This window comes from Candidatus Nomurabacteria bacterium, from assembly GCA_016699365.1.
Lineage (GTDB): Bacteria > Patescibacteriota > Minisyncoccia > Phycocordibacterales > UBA9973 > CAZLWF01.
This window is the reverse complement of sequence record CP064973.1, coordinates 347308-361462: the sequence shown is the minus strand read 5'-3', so window position 1 is coordinate 361462 and position 14155 is coordinate 347308. Positions and strand designations below refer to the sequence as shown.

Below are 14155 nucleotides of genomic sequence, written 5' to 3'. Positions count from 1 at the left end.
TACTTTATTCCCGTTCCCTCGTCCCTTTTGCCTATTTACTAATTAAAATAGCTCTCTACGAGCGTCGAAACTATACTAGCAGACAGCACATTTATTGTCAAATAAGGATTCTTTATAGATTCATAAATTCAGCGATCATGCTCAAAAAAACCAATTTTAGAGACATGTCCCACAAAAAAATCCCCCTTTATCGAGGGATTTAAATATAATTATGCAAAAACTTGAAGATTCTGTATGTCACCTCCTAAGTTAGGAATGAGGCTCTGGTTTGGAATCTTTGATTGATTTAGATATACAAAAGAAACATCTTTTTTTGCAGCCCAGCCAATAAAATCATTGCATTCCTTTGGTATTAAAACCAGAGGGTCGTTGGCAAAAATAATTACTGAATCATTCGACAAGTCTTCATGGGTCATACCCTCCCTGAGCTCTACAGTGGCTACAGAGTGGCCTAAAGATATGAGTTTATTCTTTAGATAATTAAATTTTGCTTCGGGCAATTCTACGCGGACAATTATTATTCTCATAGTGTTCGTTTTGTTTTACAGTAACACAAAAAGAAAAAAAGAAAAGCCTCGCAAGTGCGAGGCTTTTCTTTTAACCTTTTCTATTTTTTCCTGTCTTGCGACGAGATACGATAAGGTGGTTTGAGTATTTTTTAGGTGTACGAGTTTTTCGTCCTCCTGTAACTTTACCCCACATAGTCTTTGGTCGGCGAGTTCCGCGTCCTTGGCGTCCTTCTCCTCCTCCGTATGGGTGATCAACTGGGTTCATCACAGATCCGCGAACTGTTGGGCGAATACCCTTCCAGCGACTACGTCCTGCTTTACCTATAGACTCTAGAGCATGTTCACCGTTTGAAACTTCTCCAATACAAGCGAAACATTCTTCTGAAACTTTACGAATTTCACTTGAAGGCATCTTTAGGTGTGTTTGGCCATCTGAGTTTGCAACCACTTGAGTGAAAACACCTGCACCACGAGAAATTTTAGCACCACCTTTTGGCTTAAGTTCTATGTTGTATACAAAAGTACCAACAGGGATTTTTCTCAAAGGTAATCTATTTCCAGTAGTTAGAGGAGCACTCTCAGATACAACGAAAGTATCTCCTACTTTCATGCTTTTTGGAGCAATAACATATCTCTTTTCTCCATCTTTATATACAGCAAGAGCAATAAAAGCTGTTCTGTTTGGATCATATTCAATTGAAGTGATCTTGGCTGGAATATCAAACTTGTTGTAAAGAAAATCTACTTCTCTGAAAAGGCGCTTGTGTCCTCCTCCTTTGTGGCGAGTTGTGATACGTCCTTGGTTGTTACGTCCAACAGAGCGCTTACGTCCATACACAAGAGACTTCTCTGGTTTTTTTGCACCAGAAAGCAACTCGCGATACGGGATCGTTGTCATATGTCTGCGTGATGGAGTTGTTGGTTTATATGATTTCATATTAGTGATACTATTTTCCTATTTATATTAATTCTATACTATCGCCTTTTTTAAGATAAACATAGGCTTTCTTTCCACCACTTGTTGTACCGCGTTTACCTCGTACAGTAATCTTATTTTTTCTAATTGTAACTATACCTACTTTCACAGGTGTAACTTTATACTTAGCCACAATATTTTTTATTATTTCAGGCTTTGTTGCATCTGGAGAAACATCGAAAGTGTAGACATTTTTTGTAGATACAAATGCCGCCTTTTCACTTATGCGAGGTCTTTTTATGATACCCTCTTTTCCTTTTTTTGTTTTGTTTGTTGTAGCCATAAAATTATTTTGAAGTTACGCGTTTTAGAAGTGCAGATAGACAAGTCTCTGGGTCAACGATAATAAGATATTTATAGTTTAAAACTTGTGCTGGATTTATATCCAATACAGATTCCAATCTAACAGCAGGTATGTTACCGAAAGGTCTAAGTGAAACACTATCAACTTCTGGGAACAGAATTGCAGTATTTCTTCTTCCGTTTACTCCAATCTTTTCAAAACCACTAATAGATTTTAGAGCATTCATTACAGAAGCACCTTCTTTTGTCTTAGTACCAATCTTTAAAGGAGATACAAACAATACCTGACCACTCTTCCATTTTTCTGAAAGAACAGTAGCTAGAGCTTTGTTTCTCATCTTCTTGTTAATCTTTCTCTTGTAGTTCTTTTCTGAAATTGGACCATGAGTAGTACCTCCACCAACCCATATTGGTGAACGACTTGAACCGTGACGAGATCGTCCTGTTCCCTTTTGTTTCCAAGGTTTGATACCTCCACCACGAACTTCTCCGCGATCTTTTGTATCAGCAGTACCAGCACGCTTGTTTCCGAGAATACTTGTAACTACCTGGTGAACCATGTCACCGTTCCACTTTACGCCAAAAACATTTTCTGGAAGCTTAATTGTTTCTCCAGCAACACCTTTTTGGTCATACACAACTGCATCCAAAGAAACGGCTTTAGCCTTAGGAGCTGTTCCAGGAACTTTCTTTGTAGATTTTTTTGTTTTGTTTGTTGTAGCCATAAAATTATTTTGAAGTTACCTCAACAAGCGTACCACGACGACCAGGTATGGCACCTTTTATAAATAAAGTATTTGTTTCAGGATCAATAGCAACAACAGTAAGATTCTCTACAGTGATAAAATCACTTCCCATTCTTCCCGCCATGCGCATCCCTTTGATAACGCGACCTCCAGCACGTCCTCCTCCTCCAATAGAACCTGGAGCACGTTCTGAGTGCTTACGTCCGTGTGATCTCTTGTCTCCATGGAAACCATGGCGCTTAACCACACCTTGAAAACCTTTACCTTTTGTAATACCACTAACACTTACATTGTCGCCTACAGCGAATTGATCCAAGTTCAATGTATCACCACGTTTCAATGTTGGATTTTCCATTCTCCACTCACGCAAGAATCTAAAAGATCCTAAATCTTTTGTATGTCCAACTTCTGCCTTTGTTTTACGTTCTGGCTTTTGAGTACCATAACCAATCTGCACAGCAGAGTATCCATCTTTGTCCTTTTCTTTAACCTGTGTAACAACAATTGGACCTGTAGAAACTAAAGTCACAGGAACAACCTTACCATCTTCGGTAAAGTAGTTTGCCATATGTTGTTTTGTTCCGAGAATAAATTTCATATTAGTAATTTAAGTGATAAGGCAAAGAAAACAGTGAGGATACTTTTTTAGTAGCCACCCTGCTTTACTTTGCGCCATTTATTATGCGCGCCTATTAGAGCATCTTTACATCAATATCAACACCAGAAGGAAGACTTAAATTCGTTAGAGCTTCTATCGTCTTTTGATTTGGATTCAAAATATCGATAACACGCTTGTGAACACGCATTTCAAACTGTTCACGAGAATTTTTGTAGACAAAGGAAGCACGATTGACAGTGTATTTCTTGATTTCTGTCGGAAGTGGAATTGGTCCTACTACTGTAGCATCATAACGTAGTGCTGTGTCTATAATTTGCTTGACAGAAGCGTCAAGAATTTTATTTTCGTATGCACGTACACGTATACGAAGCTTAATACTAGCATCATCCTTTACTGTCTTCTTGCGAGTTGCTTTTGGTTTTGTTGTTTTTGTTGTCATGAATGAACTTTAGTGCTTTCGCACGATAATCTCTCTGTTATGCAGTAATTTTAGTTACAACACCAGCTCCAACTGTCTTACCTCCTTCACGGATAGCGAAACGCTGTTGTTCTTCTAGTGCAACTGGAGTAATAAGCTTAACTTTGAAAGTTATAGTATCTCCAGGCATAACCATTTCTACTCCTTCTGGAAGTGTAACCTCTCCAGTAACGTCAGTTGTACGGATATAGAATTGTGGTTTGTAACCTTTGAAAAATGGTGTGTGACGACCTCCCTCTTCTTTTTTCAAGATATAAACTTCACAATCAAATTGATCATGAGGAGTAACAGATCCAGACTTTGCTAGAACTTGTCCACGAGTAATATCTTCTTTCTTTGTACCGCGAAGTAGGATACCAGCGTTGTCTCCAGCTTGACCTTCGTTTAGGTTCTTGTTGAACATTTCAATACCAGTAACAGTTGTTTTAGCTGTATCTCTGATACCAACGATTTCAATTTCTTCACCAACCTTTACGATTCCACGCTCGATTTTACCTGTAGCAACAGTTCCACGTCCTTCGATAGAGAAGATATCTTCAACTGCCATAAGGAAAGGCTTAGCTGTATCGCGTTCTGGTACTGGAATGTATGTATCTAGAGCTTCTGTAAGTTCAAGAACTTTCTTTGCCCATTCATCTTCCATTGAAGTTGATTCAAGAGCTTTTAGACCTGATCCACGGATAACAGGAGCGTTTGCACCATCAAAGCCTTGTTTTGTAAGGATTTCACGGATTTCTTCTTCAACTAGATCGATAAGATCTTTGTCGTCAACCATGTCGCACTTGTTTAGGAAAACGATAATTTTTGGAACACCAACTTGTTTTGCAAGAAGAACGTGTTCACGAGTTTGTGGCATAGCTCCATCAGTAGCTGCAACCACTAGGATTGCACCGTCCATCTGAGCTGCACCAGTAATCATGTTTTTGATGTAGTCAGCGTGACCTGGAGCATCAATGTGTGCGTAGTGACGAGTAGGAGTTTCATACTCGTTGTGTGAAAGGTTAATAGTGATACCACGAGCCTTTTCTTCAGGTGCGGAGTCAATCGCATTAACATCTTTCATCTTAACTTTGTTTCCTGCCATGTTAAGAACATGCAGAATAGCCGCAGTTAATGTTGTCTTTCCATGGTCTACGTGACCAATTGTTCCCACGTTTACGTGAGGCTTACTTCGATCGAATGCTTCTGTTGCCATATTTTTGAGATCACAGAGGAATAGACGAGCTATTCATGTGTAAAATTATGTAAATTAATAATACTGTTCAAATAAAAACAGCGCAAAATTGCGTTGTCTATATACTAGCAAATATGAAAATATTGTCAAATTTTACAAGCTAAAACCCTCCAATTAGGAGGGTTTTTTGTTAATTTCCGAGCATGTCAAACATCTCAGAAGCCAGATTCTCAGGTTTTTGGGCATCTTTATCCCAATCTACCTTTATTTGAGGCCTTCTAGTCTCGGAAGTATCGTTAAAATCGGCTCGCATTTTGGGTGTATCGATGATTTTGGGCTCAATAAGCAAGTATTTAAACTTCTCGTCTTTATCCAACCCTCTACTGATAGTTACCTTTGAAAAAGAGCGTTTTGAAAACACATACCCCCATTCTGGCCAGATGATCAAATCTTTCAACGGGAAAGATGCAGCATGAGATGAAACATTCAAAATCTTAACTTTATTTTGACTTTGGTAGCATTTTTTTAAAGCATCTACAAAACGCATCGGTGCTAAGTAGTTCTGCTCTTCAAGGTCTTCTATGGCACTCAATCTCTGCTCATCTACAGTTTCACCTGGATACTTATAATCCCAGGCAAATTTACCAGTAGAGTTGATAACGCAATCTATTTCGTGCATCCGAATAAAAATTGTATTCAGAGCCTCTTCTATGTTTGCTTTAGAACCAAGATCTAGGGATATAACATCAATACTGTCTCCATGTTCTTTTTTGAGAGCTTGAAGCTTGTCTTCATTTCTACCAAAAGCAACCACCTTATAGCCTCTGTTTACTCCTTCGGCAACTATAAACTGACCTATCTCCCCTGTCGCACCTGTGATAAAACATACTTTTTTATTTTCCATATTTGTGTTCATTTTTAATAGTTTACATCTTTAAAGACGAATATCAAATGAAAAAATAAAAACCCTTAATTAGGGTTTTAAAAGTCACTTATTCAAACGTTGGTTCATTTCGAGGTCGTCTCTAATCTCTTTTAAAATATAAAGTAAATTGTCTTTATCTACCTCGTGAATCTCAGGCCTCTTAAAATCAATAAAGTCCTGGATCAACTTGAGCGCAAATTCTTTATCGCGTTTTTTGAAAGCCTCATCGAGGACGTTCGACATCTGAATAACTCCGAGATACTCAACGTTTCGATCAAGACTCGCAGTAATGCTTTTAGTGGCAATCTCCTCTTTCTTCTTGCTTGAAGCATTTGAACTCTTCATGAAATCGATAGAGTACTGCAATCTATTAAGATTCTCCCGGCCGAGCATCAGCTGTTTGCCTTTTATAAGCCTTATCAAAGCATTCACAGTAGAAATTGCTTTGCTATATCTGTGGTAATTGGGAGGTTTTTTAAATACCTCTATTTTTCTGGTCATATTACATTTGTTTAAAATTAAAATACCATATAAAATAGATATTGACAAGAGCGATATTTTAAACTAATGTATACAAAAAAGTTCACAATATGGATAAGAAAAAGCTTTTTATGGTTTTACTTGGCTGCAAACCAGTAGGTAGAAATACTGAACAACATGATATCTTTTTTGGAGTTGGAGATAAATTCGAAGACCTAAAAGAAAAAATGATAGCTTTCTGGCCTGAGGCACAAACGGAAGAAAAAAATACTCTACATGTAGACGTGTGGAAAGAAGTGAAGTGTATAGATGGCTATAAAGTTATCGCCTTCCCTTTGAGAAATGGCGAAAAGATAAAAGCTAAAAAGAATTTATACTTCATAAATTTTGGAGCCTATACTCCAAACGAATTTGAAGAAGACCACAAGAAAATATTGGTCGTGGCCGAATCTATAGAAGTTGCAAAAGTAGAGGCCTTGAAACATCCATTTTATAAAAATGGACAAAAAGCTCCCGCTGGTGCACGGTCTCACATAGATGACAAATTTGATATCGACGATGTTTTAAAAATCGAAATCCCTGGATATCGAATCGCCCTGGAAAAAGTCAGCAGAATTGAAGCAGCCAATTTGGAAACTCGGATTAACTCCGGATATCTTCCGATGAAGCTTATAAAATAAAACAAACCCGTCCATTTGGACGGGTTTTAATTTTTATTTTTTCTGATTTTTTTGTGGCTTGAGCCACTCTTTCTTGATCTTCCCAACAAGCCATGGAGCGTTTTTGGGTTGATCGATTATATTTGCAGTTTGCCATACAAATGCAACTACAAAAGACAGGTGCGCAATAACTTGTATTCCATCGCTATATTCAGAATAATTTCTGACTGCAAAGAAATACATGATGTGCATAGAAATCACAAACATGAAGACGTGAGTCATCGGATTTGTACTAGTCCTAAAGTATTTCCGAAACTGCTCTTCATTGTCAGTGTCTATGGCATCAATAATTTTCACATACTCACTTCCTACACGGTCTAGCATAAACGCGACCGGCAAGACATAGAGTCCGGCGAATATACCTATGAGAGCAGCGATCATCTCATCATTCTCAGTAAGTAAATAGTACGGCTTAATATATGGTAAAAATATATACCATATAAAAGTAATGAGAGTGGCCATAATAAAAGGTCTCAGAAACAAAAGTAACCAAAGCCATAATTTTCTTAATATATGTCTTTCGCGGATCATCTGTATTAAACTTTTCATTTATATTCGGTTTTGTTTTTTTGTATTATAACAAAAAATATAAAAATGTCAAACAAAAACCCTCGCGATTATGCGAGGGTTTTTGTTTTTAAGATTTTTTATTTTCTTGCTGCAATAATAGTATCTGCAACGTTTTGAGGGACTATATCGTAACGTAGGAATTCCATAGTGAATCCTGCGCGACCTTCAGTCATAGAACGCAAATTTGTCATGTAACCGAACATTTCAGATAGTGGTACAACAGCTTTAACAGCTTTGTTCATACCCCTATCTTCCATACCTTCGATGAGTCCGCGTTTTGCTGATAGTGAACCAGTCACATCTCCCATGAATTTTTCTGGAGTTACAACTTCAACTTTCATCATAGGCTCAAGTATCACCGGTCTAGCTGTACGAGCTGCATCTTGGATTGCCATAGATGCTGCAATCTTGAAAGCCATTTCGTTTGAGTCAACTTCGTGGTAAGAACCGTCATATAGGTCTACTGATACATCTACCATTTTGAAACCTGCAAGAATTCCACGATCAAGACCTTCTCTGAATCCTTTTTCACAAGCAGGAATATATTCTTGTGGAATAACACCTCCTTTAATGTTGTTTATAAACTCAAAGTGATCTTCATGTTTTGTATTCTTTGGTAGATCTGCAATATCTTCTTTAGACAAAGTCATGTCCATAGGCTTAACCTTGATTCGAACGTGACCATAGTTTCCGCGTCCTCCAGACTGTTTGATGTATTTTCCTTCTACATCAGCAGTACCTGTAATAGTCTCACGATACGCAACCTGTGGCTTACCAACATTTGCTTCAACTGAGAACTCTCTCTTCATACGATCAACGATAATATCCAAGTGTAGCTCTCCCATTCCAGCAATTATAGTCTCACCTGTTTCTTGATCTGTAGATACACGGAAAGTTGGGTCTTCATCTGCAAGTCGAGATAGTGCCATACCCATTTTTTCTTGGTCAGCTTTTGTTTTTGGCTCAATACGTAGAGAGATAACAGGTTCTGGGAAAATAATACGCTCAAGCATGATTGGTTTTTCTTCATCACATAGAGTGTCTGAAGTCTTTGTATCTTTAAGACCAACAGCTGCTGCGATTTCTCCAGCAAAAACCTTTTTCACTTCTTCACGTTCGTTTGCGTGCATTCGAAGTATGCGTCCAATACGCTCTTTGTTTCTAGTACGAGGGTTGTAAATATAACTTCCAGCAGCAAGTGAACCTGAGTAAACACGGAAGAATATTATTTGCCCAACGAATGGGTCAGTTGCAACTTTGAAAGCAAGCGCAGAAAATGGAGCTTCATCAGAAGCTGGGCGAATATCTGCCTCTTCTGTATCAGGATTTATACCTGGGATTGGAGGAATATCAGTTGGCGCTGGTAGATAATCAATAACTGCATCCAAAACCAATTGCACACCTTTGTTTTTTAGAGCTGAACCAGCAAAAACTGGGAAAATATTGTTAGCAATAACAGCCTTGCGAAGTGTCTTTTTTAGAGTTTCTAGATCTGGAATCTTTCCATCAAGATATTCAGTCATCAAAGCATCATCTTGTTCAACTATCTTTTCAATCAATTCTGCGCGATATTTTTCTGCGTCAGCTATCATATCAGCAGGTATTTCCCCTTCTATGATTTTTTCTCCCATCGCTCCTTCTGAACGAAATGATTTCATAGTAAGCAAATCTACAATTCCTTCAAATTTATCTTCAAGACCAATAGGAATTTGCATTCTAACTGCATTTTTATTCAAACGTTCTAGAATAGTTTTGTATGAGTGCTCAAAAGAAGCACCTGTTCTGTCTAGTTTGTTAACGAAACAAATACGTGGAACCTTAGCTTCGTCAGCATAGCGCCAGTTTGTCTCAGATTGAGGTTCTACTCCAGCAACTCCATCAAAAACAACAACCGCTCCGTCTAGTACGCGAAGTGAACGCTTAACCTCAACAGTGAAGTCGATGTGTCCTGGTGTATCGATAATATTGAAACGGTGTTTTTTAGCTTTATCATTTGGAGCATATGTTGGTGTCCAAAAACATGTAATAGCAGCAGAAGTGATAGTGATACCGCGTTCTTTTTCTTGTTCCATCCAGTCTGTAGTAGCTTCTCCGTTGTGAACTTCACCGATCTTGTGTGACATACCAGTGTAGTACAAAACACGCTCTGAGGTAGTTGTTTTACCAGCGTCGATGTGTGCAATAATTCCAAAATTTCTAACTTTTTCTAGTGGGTAATCTCGTTCCATATATATTAATAGTTTTGTGGAGTTAATAAAAAAAGACCCTCCAAAGTCATGCCCATACTATACAGCGCAAGGTTATTTTTTGCAAATTTTTACTAGACCCAATAGACCTAATTTTAGTGGTAAAAAAATACCCCTTTCGGGGTTATTTTTTTTACCAAGCAAAGTGAGCGAACGCTTTGTTTGCTTCAGCCATCTTGTGAGTATCATCACGTTTCTTGATAGCAGAACCTTCATTCTTTGAAGCCAGTATTAGTTCATCAGCTAATGAGGCAGCCATAGGGACACCTTTTTTACCACGAGCAGCTTCCTTTATCCATCGGAAAGCAAGAGATTGTCTTCGTTCTGGACGAACTTCACGAGGAACTTGATAGTTTGCTCCACCAATACGGCGTGAACGAACTTCTGTTGTAGGACCAGCGTTACGAATAGCTGCATCAAAAACTTCTAATGGAGTTTCTGTAGCTGCCTTCTCTTTTATAATATCTAGAGCTCCATAAACAACACCTCGAGCTGTCTCCTTCTTACCATCAAGCATGATGTAGTTTATAAATTTCGCTAGTCTTGGTGAGTTGTAAACCAAGTCTGCTTCTACTATTTTTTTATTTTTTAGTCTTCTTCGCATATATTTTATTTCTTAGCGTCTTTCTTAGGTTTCTTTGCTCCGTATAATGATCTTGATTGACGGCGCTTCTCAACACCTTGTGTATCAAGCACACCACGCACTATGTGGTAACGTACCCCAATAAGGTCCTTAACGCGACCTCCTCTTAGTACTACTACTGAGTGTTCTTGGATATTGTGTCCCTCTCCTGGGATATAAGCTGTAACTTCCATTCCGTTTGTAAGGCGAACACGAGCAATTTTTCGAAGCGCTGAGTTAGGCTTTTTTGGAGTAGTTGTTGTAACTTTTGTACACACACCTCTCTTGAAAGGAGATGGGTAAAATATAGGTCTGTTGTCGATAGCATTAAAACCACGCGCCAAAGCGACCGCTTTTGACTTACGGACTATTTTCTTTCTATTTTTTCTTATAAGTTGATTTACTGTTGGCATCTATGTTTAGATTCAAAATTAAATAGCTCGTAAAAGCTAGTACGGATACTTTACTATACCCTTCGACCTTTTGCAAGGGCCAAAAGACTTATTTACTATAAATATACAAATTATATGACTTCTCCACCTGCACCCTCTTCGGATTGTGGATCCCCTTCAGTACCACCACCCAATTCTTCGGTATTTTCATCTGAGACAATTTCTTCTTCTACTGGCGGCTCCTCTGGAGTATTTTCCTCTTCAATTACACCATCTCCTTCTGAATCTACTGGTTCTTCTTCAATAATTGGATCATCTATAGGAGTTTCTTCTGTATTACCACCATCATTCACAACAGGAGTATACGAACCACTATCATCTAAAATATCCAAAAGATCATCTTTTGTTATACAAACATCCTCAACACAGAGCTCTTCAACAGTCACTCGTTTTGCAAATATATTTTGGATTCCATTTGTAGTGTCATTTAGCCAGAGAATAATCTTATGTGCTAGTGAATTTTCATTCTCTAAATCAAAAGATTCTAAATCATCAATTGATATCTTTAGCTCTTGAATACCTTTTATTACTTGCCAAGTGCTCGGTATTTCAACAGTATAAAAACCATTGCCACCCATTCTGACAAGTTCTGGGTAAACCTCCATTACCTCCTGAGCAATAACTCCAGTCATATGATCACCGGATGCCAAAACATCGTATTCTCTAATACGAAAATCCATGAAGTAAGGCAAGATACTATTCGCGTCAACTATATTCTCCTTCAATCTTTCATCAGAAGAACAAGTTACGGTCTCAGATCCAGCTTCAGGATTGTGCAAACAAGCACCATCAGAATCAGTGAGAGCAAATACATCTGTATCAACCCCGGTATTCTCAACATCAAGCAGATAGTCTGGAGTTGTGTCTCCAATACCAACTTCTCCTGATGCATCGATGCGTAAGCGTTCGGTTATTGCAGCACCTGATGGTTTAGTAGAAAAAGCTAAATCACCTGTTTCAGAACCTGCGGTATTTGTAAGATTGGTAATATCAATTGCTGCTCGTGCAATACGACGTGCACCGTTTGCGGCAGTAAAAACAAACCCACTATTTGTATCAAAAATATATGCTTGAGAACCAGCGGTGGAGTTTGAGTTATCTACATCAAAAACTGTTTGAGGCGTAACGTTACTACCAGCACTTGTTGTTCTGTAAACACCAGAAGTAGTTCCAACACTAAGAGCACCTGTTCCAGAAGATCCAATGATTATTCCTCCCGATGTTGTGATTGTTGTAACGGCATCGATCGAACCAGACGAACCAACTTGAAATTGTGAAGTTGAACCAACAGAGAAAAGTGATCCTGGTGTCCCATCTCCTCCAACATTTATGTTTCCAGATGAATCAATAATAAATCTATCACTTGTCCCAAGTGCTGTAGTAGATATCTTGAAACTATCACTATCAGAATCATCTACGCCTATAGTGAAAGATGGTGTATTGTCTACGAGCTCAAATTTTATATAAGGATCAACATCAACACCCGATGCGCTAATTGCAATACCAGCAGCAGCATCTGCCGCAATATCAAGAATGTTATCCGGACCCGTGTCCCCAATACCCACATTGCCATCTGCTGTTATAACCATACGAGAAGTAAGGGTGGTTGAGTTGTTTGGAGTAGTGCGAAACAAAAGTTGTGAACCATATCCTGCATCATCAAAAGTTTCTTCTGCAACAACTCTAATAGATGCAGTGGATGAAGGAGCAAAACCTGTCGCCCCATACCCTTGACCTGCAAATTCTGCAAGTATATCTGTCGCAACTGTTGCGGTTGGCACAGCTTCTGTTCCATTTGCACTTCGTCCTGCAAAAACTGGCTTTCTACCATTGTATCCAGAAGCAACTACTTCAACGTTCTGAGAAGCTGAAACCACTTCCACTTCAAAATCTGGACTACTAGTTCCTATTCCAATGTTTCCAAAATTGTTTTGGACCATAGTGAGAGTACTGTCAGATCCGCGCGCAATAAAGATCGCTGCAAGTTTGTCGGGCGATGCATCGTTTGCTGTATCAGTAAATGCAGTGTCAACAGTTAAGCTTGTGTCCGAAGCAATCGCTGTAACAGTTCGTGATTCTCCTGAAACTGTAATTCTATCCCCAACTACAAGCTCTGTTGAGAAAAGAGTACCGACACCTGTAACAGTAGTAGAAGCAGTAGCATCTATAGATCCTGTTAAAACAGAGGTAGCTGCTCCTGTAAATCTACCCGAACCTGCTACGTCCAATTTCAACAATGGCGATGTTCCAACACCAAGTCTTCCATTTATATTTACATAATCATTTGCAAAATCTCCAAAAATAAGCGGTGATGCACTGTTGGTGTTTTCTATGTATAACTGATCAGACCCAGTTGCGTCAGCTCCTGCTTGATATCCAATAAAAATATTTCCTGATTCTGTTGTAATGTCGTGACCTGCTTCATATCCAAGAAACACATTGTTCCCTGCAGAAGATGAATTCAAACCTGCTTGATATCCAACAGCTACGTTATTTGATCCTGTTGAAAGAGAATACAAAGGAGCATAACCCAAAGCGACGTTGTATGAGCCCGATGCACTAGAAGGTGAGCCTGCTCCGTATAAAGCATCTCGCCCAACAGCCACGTTATATGTACCTGTAGTAATACGATTACCTGCCTGTAACCCAACAGCAGTATTATTGTTTCCGGTAGTTGTATATCTAAGAGCAGCTGTACCCAAGGCAGTGTTGAAATAACCAGTAGAAAGTGTTGCGAGTGAGTTCTCTCCTATACCAGTATTGGCATTGAAGTTTGATGTTGCAGAGAGTGTAAAGTTTCCTGCTCCTTTACCCAAAAACAAGTTGTCATTTGTTCCAGCTGGTTTATATGAATGCAAAAAACGTGTTCCGTCTTTTGTTAAAACACCGACAGTAGAACTTGAAGTTGTAGTTATTTCTAAATTATTTGCCAGCGTAACATTGTCTATATATAGAGTATCTGTGGAATCATCGAAATAAAAATTGGTACTATCTTCTGCAAGGTCACCATTGGTATCAATAAAGAGCACTGAATTGTCGTCACCTGAACCAACAACTTCCCCAATTGCCATAGGAGTTACATAACAGTTTGCATCACCAGGAGAACAAGAAGGATCGTTTTCTTGATCAGACGGAGCAAATGGAGTTGCTGGATATGTTGCAAAAGCTCTGATTGTTATAGAGAAGACGAATAGAAAAAGAAGTGCGATGACTAGAAGTCGGTTTTCGCGCACTGAAAAAGTGTAGAACTTTTTGATTTTTCCTAAAATCTTTTGTTTAAACATCTACAAATCTATTATATCTCAAAAAATAGATTATATCTCTTGAATATGTTTA

General features: G+C 38.6%; 15 protein-coding genes. 1 reads left to right on the top strand and 14 read right to left on the bottom strand.

The window, feature by feature from the left end; all coding sequences use genetic code 11:
* Positions 1-209: 209 nt before the first annotated feature.
* From IPJ63_02000 to IPJ63_01960, 9 genes are all read right to left on the bottom strand, one after another.
* Complete coding sequence (locus tag IPJ63_02000) at positions 210-527, bottom strand: hypothetical protein (GenBank protein ID QQR76264.1); 318 nt, start codon at positions 525-527, stop codon at positions 210-212.
* A 70-nt stretch (positions 528-597) separates the two neighbouring features.
* Positions 598-1446 carry a 50S ribosomal protein L2 gene (gene rplB, locus IPJ63_01995; GenBank protein ID QQR76263.1) on the bottom strand — a complete coding sequence of 283 codons (849 nt, stop codon included), beginning with the start codon at positions 1444-1446 and terminating at the stop codon, positions 598-600.
* 22 nt (positions 1447-1468) lie between these two features.
* Complete coding sequence (locus IPJ63_01990) at positions 1469-1768, bottom strand: 50S ribosomal protein L23 (protein QQR76262.1); 300 nt, start codon at positions 1766-1768, stop codon at positions 1469-1471.
* A 4-nt stretch (positions 1769-1772) separates the two neighbouring features.
* The gene (gene rplD, locus IPJ63_01985; GenBank protein QQR76261.1) at positions 1773-2513 is read right to left on the bottom strand and encodes a 50S ribosomal protein L4; all 741 of its coding nucleotides are present in this window, start codon (positions 2511-2513) and stop codon (positions 1773-1775) included.
* A 4-nt stretch (positions 2514-2517) separates the two neighbouring features.
* A complete protein-coding gene (gene rplC / locus IPJ63_01980; protein ID QQR76260.1) occupies positions 2518-3132 on the bottom strand; it encodes a 50S ribosomal protein L3 in 615 nt (204 codons plus the stop codon).
* Between the two features lie 94 nt (positions 3133-3226).
* The gene (gene rpsJ, locus IPJ63_01975; GenBank protein ID QQR76259.1) at positions 3227-3592 is read right to left on the bottom strand and encodes a 30S ribosomal protein S10; all 366 of its coding nucleotides are present in this window, start codon (positions 3590-3592) and stop codon (positions 3227-3229) included.
* 37 nt (positions 3593-3629) lie between these two features.
* Positions 3630-4826, bottom strand: coding sequence for an elongation factor Tu (tuf, locus tag IPJ63_01970; protein QQR76258.1), 1197 nt, complete (start codon positions 4824-4826; stop codon positions 3630-3632).
* Between the two features lie 169 nt (positions 4827-4995).
* Entirely contained in the window at positions 4996-5709 is a 714-nt protein-coding gene (locus tag IPJ63_01965) for an SDR family NAD(P)-dependent oxidoreductase (protein ID QQR76257.1), read from the bottom strand.
* 84 nt (positions 5710-5793) lie between these two features.
* Positions 5794-6231 (bottom strand): hypothetical protein, encoded by a 438-nt coding sequence (locus IPJ63_01960; GenBank protein ID QQR76256.1) that lies wholly within the window; start codon positions 6229-6231, stop codon positions 5794-5796.
* Between the two features lie 89 nt (positions 6232-6320).
* Between IPJ63_01960 and IPJ63_01955 the strand changes: the two genes are divergently transcribed.
* Entirely contained in the window at positions 6321-6890 is a 570-nt protein-coding gene (locus tag IPJ63_01955) for a DUF1543 domain-containing protein (protein QQR76255.1), read from the top strand.
* A 33-nt stretch (positions 6891-6923) separates the two neighbouring features.
* Here IPJ63_01955 and IPJ63_01950 read toward each other — a convergent pair whose 3' ends face one another.
* The 5 genes from IPJ63_01950 to IPJ63_01930 form a co-directional block, all read right to left on the bottom strand.
* Complete coding sequence (locus tag IPJ63_01950; protein QQR76254.1) at positions 6924-7478, bottom strand: hypothetical protein; 555 nt, start codon at positions 7476-7478, stop codon at positions 6924-6926.
* Positions 7479-7576: 98 nt separating this feature from the next.
* Entirely contained in the window at positions 7577-9727 is a 2151-nt protein-coding gene (gene fusA / locus IPJ63_01945) for an elongation factor G (protein QQR77002.1), read from the bottom strand.
* A gap of 151 nt (positions 9728-9878) precedes the next feature.
* Positions 9879-10349, bottom strand: a complete 471-nt coding sequence (gene rpsG / locus IPJ63_01940; protein QQR77001.1) for a 30S ribosomal protein S7 — start codon at positions 10347-10349, stop codon at positions 9879-9881.
* Positions 10350-10354: 5 nt separating this feature from the next.
* On the bottom strand, positions 10355-10780 hold the full coding sequence (gene rpsL / locus IPJ63_01935; GenBank protein ID QQR77000.1) for a 30S ribosomal protein S12: 426 nt from the start codon (positions 10778-10780) through the stop codon (positions 10355-10357).
* 110 nt (positions 10781-10890) lie between these two features.
* Positions 10891-14103: a tail fiber domain-containing protein gene (locus IPJ63_01930; protein QQR76999.1), complete on the bottom strand. Its 3213-nt coding sequence runs from the start codon at positions 14101-14103 to the stop codon at positions 10891-10893.
* Positions 14104-14155 lie beyond the last annotated feature (52 nt).

Excerpts from the sequence above, each read along its gene's own strand:
- rpsJ (QQR76259.1), bottom strand. The coding sequence starts at position 3,592 with ATGACAACAAAAACAACAAAACCAAAAGCAACTCGCAAGAAGACAGTA.
- rpsL (QQR77000.1), bottom strand. The coding sequence starts at position 10,780 with ATGCCAACAGTAAATCAACTTATAAGAAAAAATAGAAAGAAAATAGTC.
- IPJ63_01930 (QQR76999.1), bottom strand. The coding sequence starts at position 14,103 with ATGTTTAAACAAAAGATTTTAGGAAAAATCAAAAAGTTCTACACTTTT.
- IPJ63_01955 (QQR76255.1), top strand. The coding sequence starts at position 6,321 with ATGGATAAGAAAAAGCTTTTTATGGTTTTACTTGGCTGCAAACCAGTA.
- rplD (QQR76261.1), bottom strand. The coding sequence starts at position 2,513 with ATGGCTACAACAAACAAAACAAAAAAATCTACAAAGAAAGTTCCTGGA.
- rplC (QQR76260.1), bottom strand. The coding sequence starts at position 3,132 with ATGAAATTTATTCTCGGAACAAAACAACATATGGCAAACTACTTTACC.
- IPJ63_01950 (QQR76254.1), bottom strand. The coding sequence starts at position 7,478 with ATGAAAAGTTTAATACAGATGATCCGCGAAAGACATATATTAAGAAAA.
- IPJ63_01965 (QQR76257.1), bottom strand. The coding sequence starts at position 5,709 with ATGGAAAATAAAAAAGTATGTTTTATCACAGGTGCGACAGGGGAGATA.
- IPJ63_01990 (QQR76262.1), bottom strand. The coding sequence starts at position 1,768 with ATGGCTACAACAAACAAAACAAAAAAAGGAAAAGAGGGTATCATAAAA.
- rpsG (QQR77001.1), bottom strand. The coding sequence starts at position 10,349 with ATGCGAAGAAGACTAAAAAATAAAAAAATAGTAGAAGCAGACTTGGTT.
- tuf (QQR76258.1), bottom strand. The coding sequence starts at position 4,826 with ATGGCAACAGAAGCATTCGATCGAAGTAAGCCTCACGTAAACGTGGGA.
- IPJ63_01960 (QQR76256.1), bottom strand. The coding sequence starts at position 6,231 with ATGACCAGAAAAATAGAGGTATTTAAAAAACCTCCCAATTACCACAGA.
- IPJ63_02000 (QQR76264.1), bottom strand. The coding sequence starts at position 527 with ATGAGAATAATAATTGTCCGCGTAGAATTGCCCGAAGCAAAATTTAAT.
- fusA (QQR77002.1), bottom strand. The coding sequence starts at position 9,727 with ATGGAACGAGATTACCCACTAGAAAAAGTTAGAAATTTTGGAATTATT.
- rplB (QQR76263.1), bottom strand. The coding sequence starts at position 1,446 with ATGAAATCATATAAACCAACAACTCCATCACGCAGACATATGACAACG.